14 protein-coding genes, 3 tRNA genes and 3 rRNA genes are annotated in these 18,668 nt (G+C 59.1%); 14 read left to right on the top strand and 6 right to left on the bottom strand.

What is annotated here, in order from left to right:
• Positions 1 to 83: 83 nt before the first annotated feature.
• From msrQ to PVW51_RS00735, 11 genes are all read left to right on the top strand, one after another.
• Positions 84 to 698: a protein-methionine-sulfoxide reductase heme-binding subunit MsrQ gene (gene msrQ / locus PVW51_RS00785; protein ID WP_274573516.1), complete on the top strand. Its 615-nt coding sequence runs from the start codon at positions 84 to 86 to the stop codon at positions 696 to 698.
• An 877-nt stretch (positions 699 to 1,575) separates the two neighbouring features.
• Positions 1,576 to 3,037 (top strand): 16S ribosomal RNA (locus PVW51_RS00780).
• 324 nt (positions 3,038 to 3,361) lie between these two features.
• A tRNA-Ile gene (locus tag PVW51_RS00775) sits at positions 3,362 to 3,438 on the top strand.
• 21 nt (positions 3,439 to 3,459) lie between these two features.
• Positions 3,460 to 3,535, top strand: a tRNA-Ala gene (locus PVW51_RS00770).
• 451 nt (positions 3,536 to 3,986) lie between these two features.
• Positions 3,987 to 6,839, top strand: a 23S ribosomal RNA gene (locus PVW51_RS00765).
• Positions 6,840 to 7,025: 186 nt separating this feature from the next.
• Positions 7,026 to 7,140, top strand: a 5S ribosomal RNA gene (rrf, locus tag PVW51_RS00760).
• The 16S, 23S and 5S rRNA genes sit together here with 3 tRNA genes alongside, the layout of an rRNA operon.
• Before the next feature lie 57 nt (positions 7,141 to 7,197).
• A tRNA-Met gene (locus PVW51_RS00755) sits at positions 7,198 to 7,274 on the top strand.
• 162 nt (positions 7,275 to 7,436) lie between these two features.
• A complete protein-coding gene (locus PVW51_RS00750) occupies positions 7,437 to 7,910 on the top strand; it encodes a VOC family protein (RefSeq protein WP_274573218.1) in 474 nt (157 codons plus the stop codon).
• An 83-nt stretch (positions 7,911 to 7,993) separates the two neighbouring features.
• A complete protein-coding gene (locus PVW51_RS00745) occupies positions 7,994 to 9,100 on the top strand; it encodes a class II histone deacetylase (protein WP_269363998.1) in 1,107 nt (368 codons plus the stop codon).
• Between the two features lie 9 nt (positions 9,101 to 9,109).
• Complete coding sequence (locus PVW51_RS00740) at positions 9,110 to 9,688, top strand: nitroreductase family protein (RefSeq protein ID WP_269364000.1); 579 nt, start codon at positions 9,110 to 9,112, stop codon at positions 9,686 to 9,688.
• On the top strand, positions 9,673 to 10,380 hold the full coding sequence (locus tag PVW51_RS00735) for an EI24 domain-containing protein (RefSeq protein ID WP_274573217.1): 708 nt from the start codon (positions 9,673 to 9,675) through the stop codon (positions 10,378 to 10,380). Before PVW51_RS00740 ends, PVW51_RS00735 begins: the two co-directional genes overlap by 16 nt.
• On the opposite strand, the gene PVW51_RS00730 is transcribed toward PVW51_RS00735, so the two are convergent.
• Positions 10,340 to 10,633: a DUF1467 family protein gene (locus tag PVW51_RS00730; RefSeq protein ID WP_269364004.1), complete on the bottom strand. Its 294-nt coding sequence runs from the start codon at positions 10,631 to 10,633 to the stop codon at positions 10,340 to 10,342. The two genes, PVW51_RS00735 and PVW51_RS00730, sit on opposite strands and share 41 nt — an antisense overlap.
• A 3-nt stretch (positions 10,634 to 10,636) precedes the next feature.
• Positions 10,637 to 11,041 (bottom strand): methylmalonyl-CoA epimerase, encoded by a 405-nt coding sequence (gene mce / locus PVW51_RS00725; protein ID WP_114277344.1) that lies wholly within the window; start codon positions 11,039 to 11,041, stop codon positions 10,637 to 10,639.
• A gap of 151 nt (positions 11,042 to 11,192) precedes the next feature.
• Here mce and PVW51_RS00720 point away from each other — a divergent pair, with 151 nt between their 5' ends.
• Complete coding sequence (locus tag PVW51_RS00720) at positions 11,193 to 11,912, top strand: response regulator (RefSeq protein WP_274573216.1); 720 nt, start codon at positions 11,193 to 11,195, stop codon at positions 11,910 to 11,912.
• 45 nt (positions 11,913 to 11,957) lie between these two features.
• On the opposite strand, the gene PVW51_RS00715 is transcribed toward PVW51_RS00720, so the two are convergent.
• On the bottom strand, positions 11,958 to 12,683 hold the full coding sequence (locus PVW51_RS00715; RefSeq protein ID WP_274573215.1) for a GNAT family N-acetyltransferase: 726 nt from the start codon (positions 12,681 to 12,683) through the stop codon (positions 11,958 to 11,960).
• Positions 12,684 to 12,943: 260 nt separating this feature from the next.
• Between PVW51_RS00715 and PVW51_RS00710 the strand changes: the two genes are divergently transcribed.
• Positions 12,944 to 13,126, top strand: coding sequence for a hypothetical protein (locus PVW51_RS00710; protein ID WP_274573214.1), 183 nt, complete (start codon positions 12,944 to 12,946; stop codon positions 13,124 to 13,126).
• A 15-nt stretch (positions 13,127 to 13,141) separates the two neighbouring features.
• On the opposite strand, the gene PVW51_RS00705 is transcribed toward PVW51_RS00710, so the two are convergent.
• Positions 13,142 to 14,302 (bottom strand): DUF1501 domain-containing protein, encoded by a 1,161-nt coding sequence (locus PVW51_RS00705; RefSeq protein WP_274573213.1) that lies wholly within the window; start codon positions 14,300 to 14,302, stop codon positions 13,142 to 13,144.
• Positions 14,303 to 14,315: 13 nt separating this feature from the next.
• Positions 14,316 to 15,701, bottom strand: coding sequence for a DUF1800 domain-containing protein (locus PVW51_RS00700; protein WP_274573212.1), 1,386 nt, complete (start codon positions 15,699 to 15,701; stop codon positions 14,316 to 14,318).
• Between the two features lie 141 nt (positions 15,702 to 15,842).
• Between PVW51_RS00700 and PVW51_RS00695 the strand changes: the two genes are divergently transcribed.
• Complete coding sequence (locus PVW51_RS00695) at positions 15,843 to 16,319, top strand: hemerythrin domain-containing protein (RefSeq protein WP_269364018.1); 477 nt, start codon at positions 15,843 to 15,845, stop codon at positions 16,317 to 16,319.
• Positions 16,320 to 16,356: 37 nt separating this feature from the next.
• Here the strand turns inward: PVW51_RS00695 and aspS are convergent, their stop codons facing one another.
• A complete protein-coding gene (gene aspS, locus PVW51_RS00690) occupies positions 16,357 to 18,210 on the bottom strand; it encodes an aspartate--tRNA ligase (protein WP_274573211.1) in 1,854 nt (617 codons plus the stop codon).
• Positions 18,211 to 18,668: the final 458 nt, after the last annotated feature.

The following is an 18,668-nucleotide window of genomic DNA, read 5'->3' as shown; positions in this document are numbered from 1 at the left end:
GTCGGCAGGGGAGACGGGATTTTCGAAAATCCCGGTCCGAATTCTTTGAAAAATTCGCCACGCCGGGTGGCCCTGTGAAAGTCATCATCGACGGCATCAACAGCTTCGCGCGGCGCATCCCGACATGGGTTGTATATAGTGCGTATCTGATTCCCGCCGTCTGGCTGTTCTATCAGGGGGTCTACGGGGGGCTTGGCCCCGATCCGGTCAAGGCGCTGGAGCATGAGCTGGGCAAGACCGCGCTGCAGCTTTTGATCATCGGTTTGTGCATCACGCCGCTGCGCCGGTTTACCGGCCTGAACCTGATCAGATTCCGCCGGGCGATCGGTCTGCTCGCCTTTACCTATGTCGTGCTGCATCTGCTGGTCTGGGCATTTCTGGATGTGCAAAGCCTGTCGCGGGTTGCACAGGACATCATAAAGCGCCCCTACATCACCATCGGCATCGCGGCATTTGTCCTTTTGCTGCCCCTGGCCGCCACATCGAACAATTGGTCGGTCCGCAAACTGGGCCCGGCGTGGCGCAAGCTGCACAAGCTGACCTACCTGGCCGTGATTCTGGGCGGTATCCACTACATCTGGCTGGTGAAGGGCATTCAGATTGAGCCCCTGGTCTATATGGCCGTGATTCTGGGGCTTCTGTCGCTGAGATTGGTCAAAACCCCGAAGCGCGGACCCGCTGCCCGGCCAAATCGGTGAATCACCGGGGCTCTCGGGGCTGATTGCTGGCCGGTCGCCGGAGATTCTGCACTGATTCCACCATGGTTGCCCGCCGAACGGGCACTTTTTGAAAGAAATTTTGGCCTGTCACGCGAGTCGGCGCCCGATTTTCGGTGAATCCCCCCTCCGATTCACACCCGACCCAGCATTCGGCCGGGTGAATCGCATCCGACTCGCGGGTGAATCGGCAAATCAGGGGCAAATTTGTTGGCGCAAACAGGGTGAGTCTGCGTCCCGCTTGGGGGTAAGCCTGTGGATAACGCTATATATGGGAATCCGGAGGCCCTGCTTCGGTGATGCCGCAGGCGATAAAGCGACCGCAGGCAAAGTAATTCGAAAAAAATGAGATCATAACACTCTGTTTCTAAACTACATTCTGAGAGTGTAGCAAAAATTTCGCATTTCTCGAAAAAAGGGGTTGCGGGTATCCGCTACTAACCGTAGAACCCCCCTCACCGGCGGCGCAGAGATGCACCGGCGGGACGTCAGACGGGCCGGACGGAAGCGGAAACGCGGACGGATGGAAACGAGGCGGACAAGAAATATCAGAGGTATTTGGGCGGGGCGCGCCAGGAAGTTAGGGCGCATCTCAGTCTCTTTTGTCTCTACGCTCTTTGAAATTGATAGTATCTGAAGAGATATGTGGGCGGTTTGGTTCATTCGATGGATCAACCTCTTCATATCGCGCTACTAGACTTCGGTCGATGATGTAGTGTCAGCTTCACTGTTTGGACGGCTTCTGGTTACTTTGGTAACTGCAAGCACAACAAACAGAAAAGACGCCTGTGGTATTCAGTAAGTACTGCAGGTCGATGTGCAGAGGTTCGACGTCAAGGATAAGCAAGCAATTGCTTTTCAACTTGAGAGTTTGATCCTGGCTCAGAACGAACGCTGGCGGCAGGCCTAACACATGCAAGTCGAGCGCACCCTTCGGGGCGAGCGGCGGACGGGTTAGTAACGCGTGGGAACGTACCCTTTTCTACGGAATAGCCTCGGGAAACTGAGAGTAATACCGTATAAGCCCTTCGGGGGAAAGATTTATCGGTAAAGGATCGGCCCGCGTTAGATTAGATAGTTGGTGGGGTAATGGCCTACCAAGTCTACGATCTATAGCTGGTTTTAGAGGATGATCAGCAACACTGGGACTGAGACACGGCCCAGACTCCTACGGGAGGCAGCAGTGGGGAATCTTAGACAATGGGCGCAAGCCTGATCTAGCCATGCCGCGTGTGTGATGAAGGCCTTAGGGTCGTAAAGCACTTTCGCCAGGGATGATAATGACAGTACCTGGTAAAGAAACCCCGGCTAACTCCGTGCCAGCAGCCGCGGTAATACGGAGGGGGTTAGCGTTGTTCGGAATTACTGGGCGTAAAGCGTACGTAGGCGGATCAGAAAGTAGGGGGTGAAATCCCGAGGCTCAACCTCGGAACTGCCTCCTAAACTCCTGGTCTTGAGTTCGAGAGAGGTGAGTGGAATTCCAAGTGTAGAGGTGAAATTCGTAGATATTTGGAGGAACACCAGTGGCGAAGGCGGCTCACTGGCTCGATACTGACGCTGAGGTACGAAAGTGTGGGGAGCAAACAGGATTAGATACCCTGGTAGTCCACACCGTAAACGATGAATGCCAGTCGTCGGGCAGTATACTGTTCGGTGACACACCTAACGGATTAAGCATTCCGCCTGGGGAGTACGGTCGCAAGATTAAAACTCAAAGGAATTGACGGGGGCCCGCACAAGCGGTGGAGCATGTGGTTTAATTCGAAGCAACGCGCAGAACCTTACCAACCCTTGACATCCTGTGCTAACCCGAGAGATCGGGCGTTCACTTCGGTGACGCAGTGACAGGTGCTGCATGGCTGTCGTCAGCTCGTGTCGTGAGATGTTCGGTTAAGTCCGGCAACGAGCGCAACCCACATCTTTAGTTGCCAGCAGTTCGGCTGGGCACTCTAAAGAAACTGCCCGTGATAAGCGGGAGGAAGGTGTGGATGACGTCAAGTCCTCATGGCCCTTACGGGTTGGGCTACACACGTGCTACAATGGTAGTGACAATGGGTTAATCCCAAAAAGCTATCTCAGTTCGGATTGGGGTCTGCAACTCGACCCCATGAAGTCGGAATCGCTAGTAATCGCGTAACAGCATGACGCGGTGAATACGTTCCCGGGCCTTGTACACACCGCCCGTCACACCATGGGAGTTGGTTCTACCCGACGACGCTGCGCTAACCTTCGGGGGGCAGGCGGCCACGGTAGGATCAGCGACTGGGGTGAAGTCGTAACAAGGTAGCCGTAGGGGAACCTGCGGCTGGATCACCTCCTTTCTAAGGATGTTTCTAGCAGATTTTAAGTGATACCAACGCGCTCAAGTGGCGAAGCGGTAGCGCATAAAACTCATGAAACACTTAGCAGGACAGTAAACAAAACTGTCCATATTCGGGACATCGCAAGATGTCCTTCGGACCGGGCCGTCCTCATATCTCTTCAGCAAGCGCCTCACGCAGTGGGGCGCGTCGCCCTGACAGGGTATCGCGCAGCGATATCCCCGGAAGGGTTGCAATGCGGGTCCGACCCGCCTGGCGCAACTCGCGCATTGCTTCGCAATACGCTGTTTGCGCGACGTCGATTTTGCCTGGGCAAAATCAACTGGGTCGGTAGCTCAGGTGGTTAGAGCGCACGCCTGATAAGCGTGAGGTCGGAGGTTCAAGTCCTCCTCGACCCACCAGTATCCCGAAAGGGTTTTGATGGGGCCTTAGCTCAGCTGGGAGAGCGCCTGATTTGCATTCAGGAGGTCAGGAGTTCGATCCTCCTAGGCTCCACCATTTACTACTAGTACTGATTAGATCAGCAAGCGCGCTATGGCGCGTTTGCTCGTCCAATCGGACGCTGGTGAGTTCCTTCGGGAGCGCACCAAATTGACATCGTAAAGAGAGATACAATAACAACACTGTTTGGTTGTCCCGCGTAAGGGAATGACCTCGGTTTGGTGCGGCGGACCATGTCTTCGGATGTGGGCCAAAGCGAGCGTTTGCAAGGCTGTTTCCTCGGCCGACCAAGCGTATGCCTGCCGAAAAGAACGTGTTGTCCAAGTCAAGTACACTAACCAGAGACATGACGCTGCACCCTGCACGGGCTGCGGCTATCAGCATGTCTCGTTGTCCAGACGATAGTCTGGGCGGGAAAAAGTATGCTTTTGAACCAGGATAAGGAGGATCAGTTTCTTACCAGCTTCTGATCGTCGCGCGGGACGCAAGTCTTGCTTTTTCTGGATCAAATCAAGCGCGAAAAGGGCGTTTGGTGAATGCCTTGGCAGTAAGAGGCGATGAAAGACGTGATACTCTGCGATAAGCCATGGGGAGCCGAGAATAGGCTTTGATCCATGGATCTCTGAATGGGGCAACCCACCTGATACTGTGTTATTGTTACCCGCTTCGGCGGCGATCAATAATGCGGTAAAACAGGTATTTCTAGACTGAATACATAGGTTTAGAAAAGCAAACCCGGGGAACTGAAACATCTAAGTACCCGGAGGAAAGGAAATCAATTGATACTCCCCTAGTAGCGGCGAGCGAACGGGGACCAGCCGAGCCATGAGTGTGGTTAGAATGCGTTGGAATGCGCAACCAGAGTGGGTGATAGTCCCGTATAAGAAGCATGATTGGACGTATTAAGTAGGGCGGGACACGTGAAATCCTGTCTGAAGATCGGAGGACCACCTTCGAAGGCTAAGTACTCCTTACTGACCGATAGTGAACCAGTACCGTGAGGGAAAGGTGAAAAGCACCCCGACGAGGGGAGTGAAACAGTACCTGAAACCGAACGCCTACAATCAGTTGGAGGGGCTTTACGCCCTGACAGCGTACCTTTTGTATAATGGGTCATCGACTTGGTCTCACGAGCAAGCTTAAGCCGTTAGGTGTAGGCGCAGCGAAAGCGAGTCTTAATAGGGCGTCGAGTTCGTGGGATCAGACCCGAAACCGAGTGATCTAGGCATGGCCAGGTTGAAGGTAAGGTAACACTTACTGGAGGACCGAACCCACATCCGTTGAAAAGGATCGGGATGAGCTGTGCCTAGGGGTGAAAGGCCAATCAAACTCGGAGATAGCTGGTTCTCTGCGAAATCTATTTAGGTAGAGCGTCATCCGAATACCCTCGGGGGTAGAGCACTGGATGGGTAATGGGGCCCCACAGGCTTACTGATCCTAACCAAACTCCGAATACCGAGGAGTACTAGATGGCAGACACACGGCGAATGCTAACGTCCGTCGTGAAGAGGGAAACAACCCTGACCTCCAGCTAAGGCCCCTAATTCATGGCTAAGTGGGAAAGCAGGTGAGACGGCCAAAACAACCAGGAGGTTGGCTTAGAAGCAGCCATCCTTTAAAGATAGCGTAACAGCTCACTGGTCTAATTAAGCTGTCTTGCGGCGAAGATGTAACGGGGCTCAAGCCATGAGCCGAAGCTGAGGATGCATTTATTGCATGGTAGCAGAGCGTAGTGTGACATAACTCCTATCCCCTTCAGCGTTGGTGCGCAGTAAATGCGCACCCTACGTTGAGGAGGGTAAGGAGTTTTCTGTGAAGCTGGCGCGTGAGCGATCCGGTGGAGAGATCACTAGTGAGAATGATGACATGAGTAGCGACAAAGAGTGTGAGAGACACTCTCGCCGAAAGTCCAAGGGTTCCTGCTTAAAGCTAATCTGAGCAGGGTAAGCCGACCCCTAAGGCGAGGCCGAAAGGCGTAGTCGATGGGAACCAGGTTAATATTCCTGGGCCAGATGGAAGTGACGGATCTCGAGGGTAGTTCATCCTTATCGGATTGAATGGGCTGCTTAGAGGTTCCTGGAAATAGCTCCATCGCTAGATCGTACCCTAAACCGACACAGGTGGACTGGTAGAGAATACCAAGGCGCTTGAGAGAACTATGTTGAAGGAACTCGGCAAAATACCTCCGTAAGTTCGCGAGAAGGAGGCCCGGTTCCTAGGCAACTAGGGGCTGGGGGCACAAACCAGGGGGTGGCGACTGTTTATTAAAAACACAGGGCTCTGCGAAGTCGCAAGACGACGTATAGGGTCTGACGCCTGCCCGGTGCCTGAAGGTTAAAAGGAGGGGTGAGAGCTCTGAATTGAAGCCCAGGTAAACGGCGGCCGTAACTATAACGGTCCTAAGGTAGCGAAATTCCTTGTCGGGTAAGTTCCGACCTGCACGAATGGCGTAACGACTTCCCCGCTGTCTCCAACATAGACTCAGCGAAATTGAATTACCTGTCAAGATGCAGGTTTCCCGCGGTTAGACGGAAAGACCCCGTGCACCTTTACTACAGCTTCACACTGGCATTAGGCCGAACATGTGCAGGATAGGTGGTGGGCTTTGAAGCCGGAACGCTAGTTTCGGTGGAGCCTCCCTTGAGATACCACCCTTGTTCTGCTTGATGTCTAACCGCGGTCCGTTATCCGGATCCGGGACCCTGTGTGGCGGGTAGTTTGACTGGGGCGGTCGCCTCCTAAATCGTAACGGAGGCGCGCGAAGGTTGGCTCAGAGCGGTCGGAAATCGCTCGTTGAGTGCAATGGCAGAAGCCAGCCTGACTGCAAGACTGACAAGTCGAGCAGAGTCGAAAGACGGCCATAGTGATCCGGTGGTCCCAAGTGGGAGGGCCATCGCTCAACGGATAAAAGGTACGCCGGGGATAACAGGCTGATACTGCCCAAGAGTCCATATCGACGGCAGTGTTTGGCACCTCGATGTCGGCTCATCTCATCCTGGGGCTGGAGCAGGTCCCAAGGGTACGGCTGTTCGCCGTTTAAAGAGGTACGTGAGCTGGGTTTAGAACGTCGTGAGACAGTTCGGTCCCTATCTTCCGTGGGTGTAGGATACTTGAGAGGAGTTGCCCCTAGTACGAGAGGACCGGGGTGAACGATCCACTGGTGGACCAGTTGTTATGCCAATAGCAGTGCTGGGTAGCTATGATCGGACAGGATAACCGCTGAAGGCATCTAAGCGGGAAGCCCCCCTCAAAACAAGGTATCCCTGAGAGCCGAGGTAGACCACCTCGTCGATAGGCCAGAGATGTAAGCGTGGTAACACGTTCAGTTGACTGGTACTAATTGCTCGATAGGCTTGATTTGATCCAGTAGAAGCAAGACTTCTGCCAATCACATCAAAAGCATACACATACATTAGCTGTACTGACTTGGACATCAACACAGCCGTTCCTTCCGGAATGGCAAAAGAGCGGGAACGCGCATCCAAGAATGCGCCGCCTCCCGCCCGAAACCTTCCCATCGCGGAAGGCTCGTAGAGGATTTGTTTGGTTTGGTGATCATAGCGCGAGCAAAACACCTGGTCCCATCCCGAACCCAGCCGTTAAGTGCCGTAGCGCCGATGGTACTGCGTCTTAAGACGTGGGAGAGTAGGTCATCGCCAAACCTAACAAGTCCTCTAATTTGTATCTCTCTTCGATGATCAGATAACTCGACTTAGTGGCGCGGGATGGAGCAGCCCGGTAGCTCGTCAGGCTCATAACCTGAAGGTCGTAGGTTCAAATCCTACTCCCGCAACCAAGTCTTTTCCGAAATATCCGCCATTCAACGTCGCTTTATGCGGCGTTTTTGTTGTTTCAACGGCGGTCTTTCCTCAGATTTGCACAAATGGTCTGCGTTTCTGGGTCTCGTAACGCCCACGCGCATCTCCTATCTGTTGAGAAAGACAGGAAAGGAATCGCCATGACAGATCACGCAACCATCGGTCACATACACCTTCGGGTCAGTGATCTTGACCGCGCCATCGCGTTTTACCGGGATATTCTGGGGTTCGAGATCACCCAGAAGTTCGGCAATAGGGCTGCCTTTCTGTCGGCGGGCGGCTATCACCATCACATCGGCCTGAATACCTGGGAGAGCCTGGGCGCCACACCGCCGCCGCCGGGGCATACCGGGCTTTATCATTCGGCATTTCTCTATCCGGACCGGGCCAGCCTCGCGGCCGTGCTCAAGCGGGTGGTCGACGCGGGCATTCCACTGGACGGCGCTGCGGATCACGGGGTGAGCGAGGCCATCTATCTGCGCGATCCTGATGAAAACGGGGTCGAGATCTATCGTGATCGGGCGCAGGCAGACTGGCCCCGCGATGCCGCAGGAAAACTGTTGATGGTCAATGAGCGGCTTGACGTTGCCGCCCTGCTGGCCGAGGCACCCTGAGCCCCAATTGATCAGGCGTCCACGATGGACAATCCCGTTCCGCTGCGCCAGTTTCGGCGCAAGGTTTCTGGAGGGAAAGTATCATGGCTACTGGATTTTACTGGCACGAACGCTGTTTCTGGCACGCGGGCGGCAATTATGCCCTGACATTGCCGGTGGGCGGGCTGGTACAGCCGCAGGTCAGCGGTGGACTTCCCGAAAGCCCCGAGACAAAGCGCCGGTTGAAAAACCTGATGGATGTCACGGGGTTGAGCGCGGAACTGGTTCAATGCAGTGCGCCGGAAGCGGACCGCGAAACCCTCGAACGGGTTCATCCCGCGCAATACCTGGATAAATTCAAGGCGGTATCTGACGCCGAAGGGGGCGAAATCGGTCATCATGCGCCCTTCGGTCGGGGTGGTTACGAAATTGCGACCCTCTCTGCGGGTCTGGCCTGCGCCGCGGTTGAGGCGGTGGCAACGGGAAAGCTCGACAACGCCTATGCGCTGACGCGCCCGCCGGGCCACCATTGCGAGCCTGACAGCCCGATGGGTTTTTGCCTGCTCGCCAATATCGCCATCGCCGTCGAGGCCGCGATCGCGCGGGGCGATGTGAAACGTGTCGTCGTGCTGGATTGGGATGTGCATCACGGCAACGGGACGGAAAAGATCTTCTACGACCGCGACGACGTGCTGACGATTTCGCTCCATCAGGAAGGTAATTATCCCGCCACAACGGGCAAGATAACGGATCGGGGCAGGGGCGCCGGAGACGGTGCCAATATCAACCTTCCGCTGCACGCGGGGTCAGGTCATACAGCCTACCTGCACGCGATGGACCGGGTTGTGATCCCCGCAATCGAGGCTTTCAAGCCCGACCTGATCATCGTCGCCTGCGGTTTTGATGCCTCCATGGTTGACCCGCTTGCCCGGATGCAGGCAACCTCGGCAACCTTTGCTGAGATGACCCAGCGGATCAAGGACACGGCGGCCCGCCTTTGTGATGGCCGCCTTGTGCTGGTTCATGAAGGGGGGTATTCCGAAGCCTATGTGCCGTTCTGCGGCCATGCCACCATCGCGACACTTGCGGGCAGTGCCATCACGGCACCGGACCCGATGTTGTCAGCATTCAACATCCGCCAGCCTTCGCCAGCCTTTGATGCCTTCCTGCGCCAGTCGATAGACGACATGGCGAAAACACTAGGACTCTGAGGACCGAATATGCCCATCGCCAATCCCGACGCCCTGAATTTCCTGCAGACCCGGCGGTCGCGCCCGTCAAAGACATTGGGTCTGCCCGTGCCGGATCGCGCAGCGCTGATGCCGCTGTTGACAGCCGCCGCCCGGACGCCGGACCATGGCAAGCTGGAACCCTGGCGCTTTATCGTGCTGGAGCGGGGCGCGCTGCAAAACCTTGCCGAGGTGGCAGGGCAGCGGGGCCAGGAGCTGGGCCTGGCGCCAGAGCAGATTACCAAGGGCCGCAGCCAGTTCGACGACGGGCAATTGGCGGTTGTGGTGATCGAAGTGCAAAGACCGTCCGAGAAAGTGCCCGCAATCGAGCAGACCTATTCGGCGGGGGCGGTATGTCTGTCGCTGTTGAACGCGGCGCTGGCCAGTGGCTGGGGCGCGAATTGGTTGTCCGGTTGGCCCTCGCATGATCGGGGCTTCATGCGCGATGGTCTGGGGCTGGAAGATCACGAACGGATCGCCGGGATCATTCACATCGGGACGGAGACTTCCACCCCCCCGGAACGGCCGCGCCCCGAAATAGAGAGCATCACGACATGGCTATCGGACTGATCGTCAATTCATTCTTCCTTGCACTTGGACAGCTGAGCGACCCGCGGTTTCGCCGGGTCTTTCTGCTGGGTGTGGTGCTGTCGCTGATGCTGCTGATCGGTTTCACCGCCGGTTTTGCCTGGTTCACCGAAGCGATCACGCCCGATGAGATCTGGCTTCCGATCCTGGGCGAGGTTCAGTGGATTGATGATTTCCTGTCCTGGGGCGCCGCGTTCCTGCTGATGTTCCTGTCGGTGTTCCTGATGATCCCGGTCGCCTCGGCGATCACCTCGATGTTCCTGGACGAGGTTGCGGATGCGGTGGAGGCGAAACATTTCCCGGAATTGCCCCGCGCGCATTCGGTATCCTTTGGCGATGCCCTGCGCGATACGGTGAATTTCCTTGGCGTGCTGCTGGCCGCGAACATCTTTGCCATCGTGCTTTATCTGATGTTCCCGCCCTTTGCGCCGCTGATCTTCTGGGCAATGAACGGGTTCCTGCTGGGCCGTGAATATTTCACGATGGTGGCGATCCGCTGGGTCGGCAGGGTCAAGGCAAAGGCGCTGCGCCGACAGCACATCGGCACGATCTGGGTGGCAGGCACGCTGATGGCGATGCCCTTGTCAGTGCCGCTGGTGAACCTGCTGATCCCGATCCTGGGGGCTGCGACCTTTACCCATCTGTACCACGGCCTGACCATGCGCCGGCCCTGAACCAGGTTTCCACATCCGCGATACTGATCCATTCCGACAGGATCACAGTGGCTGCCACGGCCCAGATGACCACCGCGATGGCAGTGGTCCACAGCGCCTTTTTCCCAAGGTGGTGATGTTCCGGCGCACCGGCATGGGTGCCCGGCACGATGTCGTTCAGATCGCCCTGGGTCTGCACCCGGATCGGCAGGATGATCAGGAACATCATCGCCCAGATCACGACAAACAGGACAATGCCCGAGGTGATACCCATGGTTCAGACCTGCTCCAGCTCGACCAGGGCACCATTGAAATCCTTGGGATGCAGGAACAGAACCGGTTTCCCATGTGCGCCGATCTTCGGTTCCCCCGTGCCCAGCACACGCGCGCCGGTGGATTGCAGGTGATCGCGGGCAGCGATGATGTCATCAACCTCGTAGCAGATGTGATGAATGCCGCCTGACGGATTCTTGTCCAGAAACCCCTGGATCGGAGAGTTTTCCCCAAGTGGATAGAGCAATTCGATCTTTGTGTTGGGCAGTTCGATGAAGATGACGGTCACGCCATGGTCGGGCTCGTCCTGCGGTGCGCCGACATTGGCCCCAAGCGCATTGCGATACTGATCCGCCGCTGCCTCCAGGTCTGGAACAGCAATGGCCACATGGTTCAAACGTCCGATCATGTCAGGTATCCTTCCGGTTTGCCTCTGCCTTATGGCCCCAAGCCGGGGCGAGGGCAATGTGACACCTGCGCGCGGCGGCGGTCCTGCGGTGTTAACGGCGCATTAGCCATCGCTGGATATTCTCTGAGTCGTTATCGGATTGGAGACGACAATGGACAGCATCGATCCCTTCACCGCCCAACTTCCGCAACCCACGGCAGCACGCCCCTTGCTGGGCCTCACGGTTCTTGTGATCGAGGACAGCCGCTATGCCTGCGACGCGATGCGCCTGCTTTGCCTGCGGTCGGGTGCGCGGATCAGGCGGGCCGATTGCCTGCGGTCGGCCCGGCGGCATCTGCAGGTCTACCGCCCTTCGATTGTCGTCATCGACCTTGGCCTGCCCGATGGCAATGGCACCGACCTGATTGCGGAACTTGCGGTCAGCCAGCCCCGGGTGCAGGCACTGCTGGCGATGTCCGGCGACACCTTCCTGGAGGGGGAGGCGATGGCTGCGGGGGCGGACGGGTTCCTTGCCAAACCGCTTGTCTCGATCGCGGATTTTCAGGAAAAGATATTGTCCCTGCTGCCCGAAGAGCGTCACCCGCAGGGGCCGCGCGTTCTGGACAACGCCGTGGTCATTCCCGACCGCATCGCATTGCAGGACGATATGGCCCATATCGCCGAGGTGCTGGAGGACCCGCCCGATGACCATGCGCTGGATTACGCGGCGCAGTTCCTGACCGGTGTTGCACGGCTTGCAGAGGACAAGCCGCTGGAAGATGCGGCACATGCGCTGGCCGCGAAAAGAGCATTGGGAGAGGCCGTCGCCTCCGAGACGGCAATCCTCGCTGGCCTCATTCAGCATCGCCTGACCGACAAGCTCGCGATTTAGCCGGAGTGGGGCCGGGGCCTGCAAACCCCATGGCAAAGCCCGCGCTCAAAGCGCGGGATCGCTGGCGGCGCGGACAAGGCCGGTCAGGTCGCCCAGGCTTTCGCGCTGCTGACCGTTCTTGTCGAAATTGGCCGGGGCAAGCCAGGCTTCGAAGGCTTCTTTCAACGCGGGCCATTCGGAATCAATGGCGGCAAACCAGGCGGTATCGCGGTTGCGCCCCTTGACCACCGCAGCCTGACGGAAAACCCCCTCATAGCTCAGCCCAAGCCGTTGCGCAGCCCGGCGGGAGGGCATGTTCAACGCGTCACATTTCCATTCATACCGCCGATAGCCTGCTTCAAAGGCCCATTTCATCATCAGGTACATGGTTTCGGTGGCCGCCCGGGTGCGTTGCAGCGCCGGGCTGAAGTTGATGTGCCCCACCTCGATTGAGCCGGCGGCCGGGGTGATGCGCAGATAACTCGCCACCCCTTCCCAGGCCCCGCTCTCCAGATTGCGGATCGCGTAGAAAAACGGGTCCTGCTGGCCCTCATGTTCCCGCGCCCAGCGATGATACTGCGCGGCCGATGAAAATGGCCCGTAGGGCAAATAGTCCCATACCGCGTCATGCTCCGCATAGGCGCGGTAGAGCAGGGCGGCGTGAACATCTGCCGACAGCGGGGCGAGCCGCGCATAGCTGCCGGTCATGGTGTCGCCCGAAGGACGCGGCGGCGGCGTCCAGTTCGGTACAGGCGGCCCGACAGGCCGCGAAGGGGAAGAAACGTCAGTCATGGCAAAACGATATGCGCAGCAAAGACATTGGGAAAGAGGATAATGCGCTGGCCGGACCGTCCAGAGCAGCTTTGCCGGGGCTGGTCCCGCGCCGTGGGATCCGGCCAGGGATGTCTCCGTTTCTTGCCCCGCGCCGTGGGATCCGGCCAGGGATGTCTCCGTTTCTTGCCCCGCGCCGCAAAACCTGCACGGTGACAGCCTAATATCGCCTTATTGCCCTGCTGAAATGGCAGGAATGCAGCACAAACCATGGACGCCAGATGTTTCCGGCCAAACGTGACAAGACAGAAAAGAAAGAGGCGGCCCCCCGCAAGGTGGACTGGATTGTCCTTACGGTTTCGCTTGTCGGGTTCCTGATCGTGGTTGCCGCGTCCATTCAGGCGGGCGAGGCGGGATTGGTCGCCAGCCTGGGCCACTATGTGACGGCTACGGCAGCCTTCTGACACCCCCGGTTGGCATTATGCCAAAAGCCCGGGGTCGCTGCCCATATCCAGCCCGGGAAAGACGCTGTTTTCCAGAATATTGCCGTTCACGCCGGTAATGCCCCGCAGCATCCAGGCCGCCGTGGCGCGGACATCGCCGGTTGGCATCAGGTCGCGCCGTTCGTAAAGATCGGCCTCTTCCAGCCCGGGCCAGCGGGTGCTGACCTGCCCCCCCCTGATCGCGCCCCCGGCGAGGATCGCCAGCCCCCCGGTGCCGTGATCGGTGCCACCGGCCCCGTTTTCGCGGGCGGTGCGCCCGAATTCGGTCATGGCGAGGATCGCCGTCTTGCCCCAGATATCTGCGCCAAGCCCGTCTTTCAGGGCCAGAATGGAGTCCTGAAGCGTGGCAAGGCTGCGCGGCAGGACCCGGCTCTGGGCGCGGTGGGTGTCCCAGCCGCCAAGGGAAAAGGCCGCGATGCGCGCGTCGCCCCGCAGCCTGCCTGCCGCGTAACGGGCGATCTGGTGATGGGCGCGGCCACCTTTGTCATCCATCCCGGTCTCTGCCAGCATTTCCGCTTCGGCCAGAGCTCTGTGCAAGGCCGGGTCTTCCTCCATCACCAGGGCGGCCAGCCGCATGGCTTGCGGGCTGATTTTCAGATTGGCCTCCGGTGCCCAGTTCGAAACCGGTGCAGCGCCCTCCAGCACCGGCAGGGGCGTTGTGCCGATGGCATAGGCCGTGTCCCGCCCCGCACCTGGTATCTGCTGCAACAGCCGGTTCAGCCAGCCATCGCGGGTGCCATCGCCCAGTTCGGCGGTGCCTGCCTCCAGCAGGTCCTGGCCATCGAAATGGCTGCGCTTGTCGCGGTAGGGGGTGGATACGGCATGGACGAAGCTCAGCTCCTGCTGCCGCCAGAGCGGCATCAGCCCGGCCAGCGCGGGGTGCAGGGCAAAGTAACCGTCAAGATCCAGCGCGCCGTCAGTCCGTAGGCCGGGCCGCAAAGCGGCATAGGCCGGGTCGCCCATCGGCCGCACCACATCCAGCCCATCCATGCCGCCGCGCAGGATGATGACAACGAGGCGGGTGTCCCAGGGCGCCTGGGCAAAGGTCATCCGGGTCAGCAAGGGGCTGGCGGCCAGCGAGCAGCCGATGGCGGTTGCGCGGGTCAAAAGCTGTCTGCGGGAAAGCCGGTGTGTCATCGTGATCCCCTTTCTAGCGCCGCTGCAGCGCAGGCGAGACAAGCACCAGCCCGATCCCGACGGCGCGGGTCTCGGCAGCGGCGGTTGCGAATTTCAACGGCTCCGGGGCATCCGGGCCCAGGGTGCTGCGCAGGAACGCCGCCGGTTCCGGCAGGTCGCCAAGCAGGCGGGATGGCACCGTCATCGCCCATTCCAGCCGGGCGGCGACGCCTTGCGGCGTGACCCATGCGCCATCGGCCTCCGGCCAGCCATCGGGCCCCGACGGGCTCTGCCAGTCCTGACCCATGACATTCAGCGGGCCGAGGAACCAGTTGCGGGTCTCTTTGGGTTTCAACGCCTGAATGCGGTCCGGCGGCACTGCCAGCGCCCGCAGGGCGGTACTGACGTATTCCAGCGGTGGCCGCATGTTTGTCGCGGGCATCTGCCAGGCCAGCGGGTCACTCAGCAGCGCCTCGTAAAGCGCCATCAGATCGCCGCCACTGTCCAGGTAGGCCGTTGTCAGCCGCGCAACCAAGTCTTCGGGCGGGGTATCGGCAACGAAATGCACCGCCAGTTTGGTGGCGAGGTGGCGCGCCGTATCGGGATGCAGGGCAAGATCGTTCAGCGCATCGCGGATCGGCGTCATGTCCTTGCGGTCGCCATAGGTCTTGCCCAGCACGGTTTCGGTGCCCGGCTCCGCCCAGCCCTTGCGATAGACAAAGGTATAGTCACGCGTGCGGGTCAGGCCGGTCAGCAGTTCGGCCATCTGCCGCACATCGGCCTGATCATAGGCGGAACCGACGCCCAAAGTATGCAGTTCCAGCAGTTCGCGCGCCAGGTTTTCGTTCAGTCCCCGGCGGTTGCCGTCGTGCTGCGCTCGCTTGCTGCCCGGTCCCATGGAGGTGGTCTGGTCCAGGTATTCCAGCATTATGGGATGGGTGATGCAGGCTGTGAGCAAATCGACAAAACGGCCTGAAACATGGGGCCGCACCGCTTCCTCCGCATAGGCGGGGACCGCCTGTTTGAGCATGGAGAACTTTCCCTGCACGGTGAAATGATCCGCCCAGAAGGCGACCAGCCGCTCGCGGAAGCTGTCAGTGCCATGGATGCGCCGCAGCTGCATCTGCCCGAAGGACCGCAGCCGTTCCCGGATGAAATCATGCACGATCGCATCCGATTTCTTGCGGGCCACCGCGGCCTGTTCGGGGCTGGTGGTTTCCTTGCGGGCGAAGGCATCAAACCGCATCTTGACGATATGGGCGTCCTGAAACGGGCGAAACCCGGGGATCGGGAATTGCCGGGCCATCACATCTTCACCGCGCAGCATGTCGAGCATGGCCGCAACAGAGGCAGGCGGCGCGACGAGGGGCGATGCGCCATAGCCAAAGCGCCTTTCGGCAAGATGTGGTGAAAAGCCCATGTCGTCTCCAAACCGGCCCTTTCACCAAGATAATACGTCACGGTTGCTTTTGCATCCCTGGCATTTGACCACAGGCCGAATTTGGCCGGGAACCGCGCCCAATCTAAGCGCGTTGGGCCGCGATGACCGAAAGGAACCACCATGCCCACAATCTATGATGCGATCAAAGCCGATCACGACCTGCACCGCAGCCTGCTGCAGGAAATCGGGGAAACAAGCGGCGCCAGCACAGAGCGTCAGAACGCCTGGAGCAGGTTTTACCATGACGTGAAATCCCATGCCGCCGCGGAGGAAGAGACCTTCTATTCCAAGCTGATCTCAAAGACCTGGGGCCAGGACGCCGCGCGTCATTCGGTGCATGAGCACCAGCAACTGGATGACCTGATGGAAGAGCTGAACGAGATGGACATGTCCTCGCCAGGCTGGCTGACCAGGTTCAAGACGCTCAGACACGACTACGAACATCACATGGATGAAGAGGAAGACGAGGTATTTTCCCGCGCCAGGGAGGTCATCGATGCCGAGGAGATCGAAGGTTTCGGCACCCGTTTCGAGGCCCGCAAGAAGCAAGAGCGCGGGCTGATCGAGGAAAAGAAGGAAGATTCGCTGGAGGATTGACGAAAAAGGGCTGCAACAATGTGCAGCCCTTTTCAGCCTACTCCTGCGGGATCACCCTCAGCCCCAGTTCCATCAGCTGGTCGCTGGTGGGCTCGCTGGGTGCGTTCATCATCAGGTCTTCGGCGCGCTGGTTCATCGGGAACAGGATCACCTCGCGGATGTTCTGTTCCTCGGCCAGCAGCATGACGATCCGGTCGATGCCCGCCGCACAGCCGCCGTGGGGCGGGGCGCCATATTGGAAGGCGTTGACCATGCCGCCAAAGCGCTTGCGCACTTCCTCTTCGCCATAGCCCGCAATCTCGAAGGCCTTGAACATGATTTCGGGCTTGTGGTTCCGGATCGCCCCCGAGACCAGTTCATAGCCGTTGCAGGCCAGGTCGTACTGAAAGCCCAATACCTCAAGCGGATCGCCCTGTAACGCCTCCATCCCGCCCTGCGGCATGGAAAAGGGGTTGTGTTCAAAGTCGATCTTGCCGGTTTCGGCGTCCTTTTCGTAGATCGGGAAATCCACGATCCAGGCAAAGGCGAAGCGGTCTGTATCGGTCAGGCCCAGTTCCTCGCCGATGATGTTGCGGGCGCGGCCCGCGATGGCCTCGAAAGTCTTGGGCTTGCCGCCCAGGAAGAATGCGGCGTCGCCGACACCAAGGCCCAGCTGCTGGCGGATCGCCTCGGTCCGTTCGGGGCCGATGTTCTTGGCCAGCGGGCCTGCCGCTTCCATGCCACCTTCGACTTCGCCGGATTTCAGCTTGGCCTGGGCTTCCTTCACGGTGATGCCCAACTCCTGTGCCACGGCATCCGCCGTTTTCTCGCGCCAGAAGATGTAGCCCATGCCGGGCAACCCTTCCTTCTGGGCAAAGGCGTTCATCCGGTCGCAGAACTTGCGGCTGCCGCCCTTCGGTGCGGGGATCGCGCGGACCTCGGTGCCTTCCTGCTCCAGCAGCTTGGCAAAGATGGCGAAGCCGGAACCGGCGAAATGATCGCTGACCACCTGCATCTTGATCGGGTTGCGCAGGTCGGGCTTGTCCGATCCGTACCAGAGTGCCGCATCCTTGTAGGAAATCTGCTCCCAGGTCTGGTCGACCTTCTTGCCACCGCCGAACTCTTCGAAGACGCCGGCGATCACGGGCTGGATGGTGTCGAATACGTCCTGCTGCTCGACAAAGGACATCTCAAGGTCGAGCTGGTAGAAGTCGGTGGGCGACCGGTCGGCGCGCGGGTCCTCGTCGCGGAAACAGGGTGCGATCTGGAAATATTTGTCAAAGCCCGAGACCATCAGCAACTGCTTGAACTGCTGCGGGGCCTGGGGAAGGGCATAGAACTTGCCCGGATGCAGGCGCGACGGCACGAGGAAGTCGCGCGCACCTTCAGGCGAGGACGCGGTGATGATCGGTGTCTGGAACTCCTTGAAGCCCTGATCCCACATCCGCTTGCGGATCGAGGACACCACGTCAGAGCGCAGCACCATGTTGTTCTGCATCTTCTCGCGGCGCAGGTCGAGGTAGCGGTAGCGCAGGCGGGTTTCCTCGGGGTATTCCTGATCGCCGAAAACCTGCAGGGGCAGGTCGCCGTTCACCTTTCCCAGCACTTCGATGTCACGGATATAGACTTCGATCTCGCCGGTGGGGATCTTGGCGTTTACCAGACCTTCCGCGCGGGCCTTTACCAGCCCATCGATCCGGATACACCATTCAGAGCGGACCTTTTCCACCTGGGCGAACACGGGGCTGTCGGGATCGCACAGCACCTGGGTGATGCCATAGTGATCGCGCAGGTCGATGAACAGCACGCCGCCGTGATCGCGCACCCGATGGACCCATCCGGCAAGGCGCACGGTATCACCTTTGTTCGCAAGGTTCAGATCGGCGCAGGTATGGCTGCGATAGGCGTGCATGTGCGGTCCCCCTCAGGGCTGAATGAATTGGCGCAGGTACACCTTTTGCCGCCCCGGAAGTCAAGGGCGCGACGGGTTCCGCCTCCCGTTTTTGCGGGGGATTGCGCTGCGTTGTGCCGCGGGCATGCGGCCAGCACCGGAATATGCCGGAAAATATAATAAGGCCGGGTCGATCCCAGGGGGCGACCCGGCCTTGCCCGACGGGGAGGTGTCGGGGGTATTGCGTTTATGAGCCAATTCTCATGGCGCGCGATACCAACTCTTTAACGGTGCGGAACAAAGCCCCGCGCCGGTCATGTCCGGCGTAACTGCCGCCGATGCACGGTGGCAGCGAAACCTTACCCTGATCGCCCTTTGCTCCCCGGAAGGGGAAGGTGGCGCACACAGGATGTAATGCACCCTGCGCACGCCAGGCGATCACGACCCAAGCGGCATAAAATATAAAGCGCAGCCACCGA

Source organism: Sulfitobacter sp. PR48, assembly GCF_028807335.1.
Lineage (GTDB): Bacteria > Pseudomonadota > Alphaproteobacteria > Rhodobacterales > Rhodobacteraceae > Sulfitobacter.
Note: the sequence above shows the minus strand (reverse complement) of the source record. Positions and strands in the feature narration are given on the sequence as shown.